Below are 844 nucleotides of genomic sequence, written 5' to 3' on the forward strand. Positions count from 1 at the left end.
TCGGCGGTGAAGCGTTCGGCGGTGAGGGCGGGGCGGTCGTGGTAGCCGCGGGCGAGTTGGTCGCCGGCGATGTACAGCTCGCCGGGGACGTTCGGGGGGACCGGCCGCAGGTGGCGGTCCAGCACGTGCATCCGCGTGTTCCAGACCGGGCGGCCGATGGGCACCGGAGCACCCGGCTCGACGGCGTCGCACCGCCAGGCGGTGACGTCCACGGCCGCTTCCGTCGGCCCGTAGAGGTTGAACAGCTCGGCGCCGAGCGTCGCGCGGAACCTCTCCACCAGGTGGGCGGGAAGCGCCTCTCCGCTGCAGATCACCCGTTTGAGGCTCCGGCACGCCTTCGCGCCGGGTTCCTGGAGGAACGCCGTGAGCATCGAGGGCACGAAGTGGATCGTGGTGATCGACGCGTCCTGGATCAGGGCGGCGAGGTAGTCCGGCTCGCGATGCCCCTCGGGCTTGGCCATCACGAGGGTCGCGCCCTCGATGACCGGCCAGAAGAACTCCCAGACGGAGACGTCGAATCCCGCGGGTGTCTTCTGCAGGATCCGGTCGTCCGGCGTGAGCGGGAACTGGTGCTGCATCCAGGCCAGGCGGTTGGCGATCGAGGCGTGCGAGACCATCACGCCCTTCGGCTTGCCTGTGGAGCCCGAGGTGTAGATCAGGTAGGCGGTGTTGTGAGGGTCGATGGGGATGCCGGGGTCGGTGGCAGGGTGGTGCGTGGTCGTGGTGGTGTCGAGGTGGAGCGTGGGGGTGGTCGTCGCGGGGAGGGTTGTTGTGGTGGTGGTGAGGAGGAGGGTGGGGTGGGCGTCGTCGAGGAGGAGGTTGATGCGGTTGGGGGGGTAGTCGG

At 69.8% G+C, this 844-nt stretch carries 1 protein-coding gene; it reads right to left on the minus strand.

All coding sequences use genetic code 11. The annotated features are described in order from the left end of the window. A partial coding sequence (locus tag ABGB17_RS38825; protein WP_347639404.1) for an AMP-binding protein occupies positions 1 to 844 on the minus strand: 844 nt, incomplete at both ends.

Source organism: Sphaerisporangium sp. B11E5, assembly GCF_039871875.1.
Classification (GTDB): domain Bacteria; phylum Actinomycetota; class Actinomycetes; order Streptosporangiales; family Streptosporangiaceae; genus Sphaerisporangium.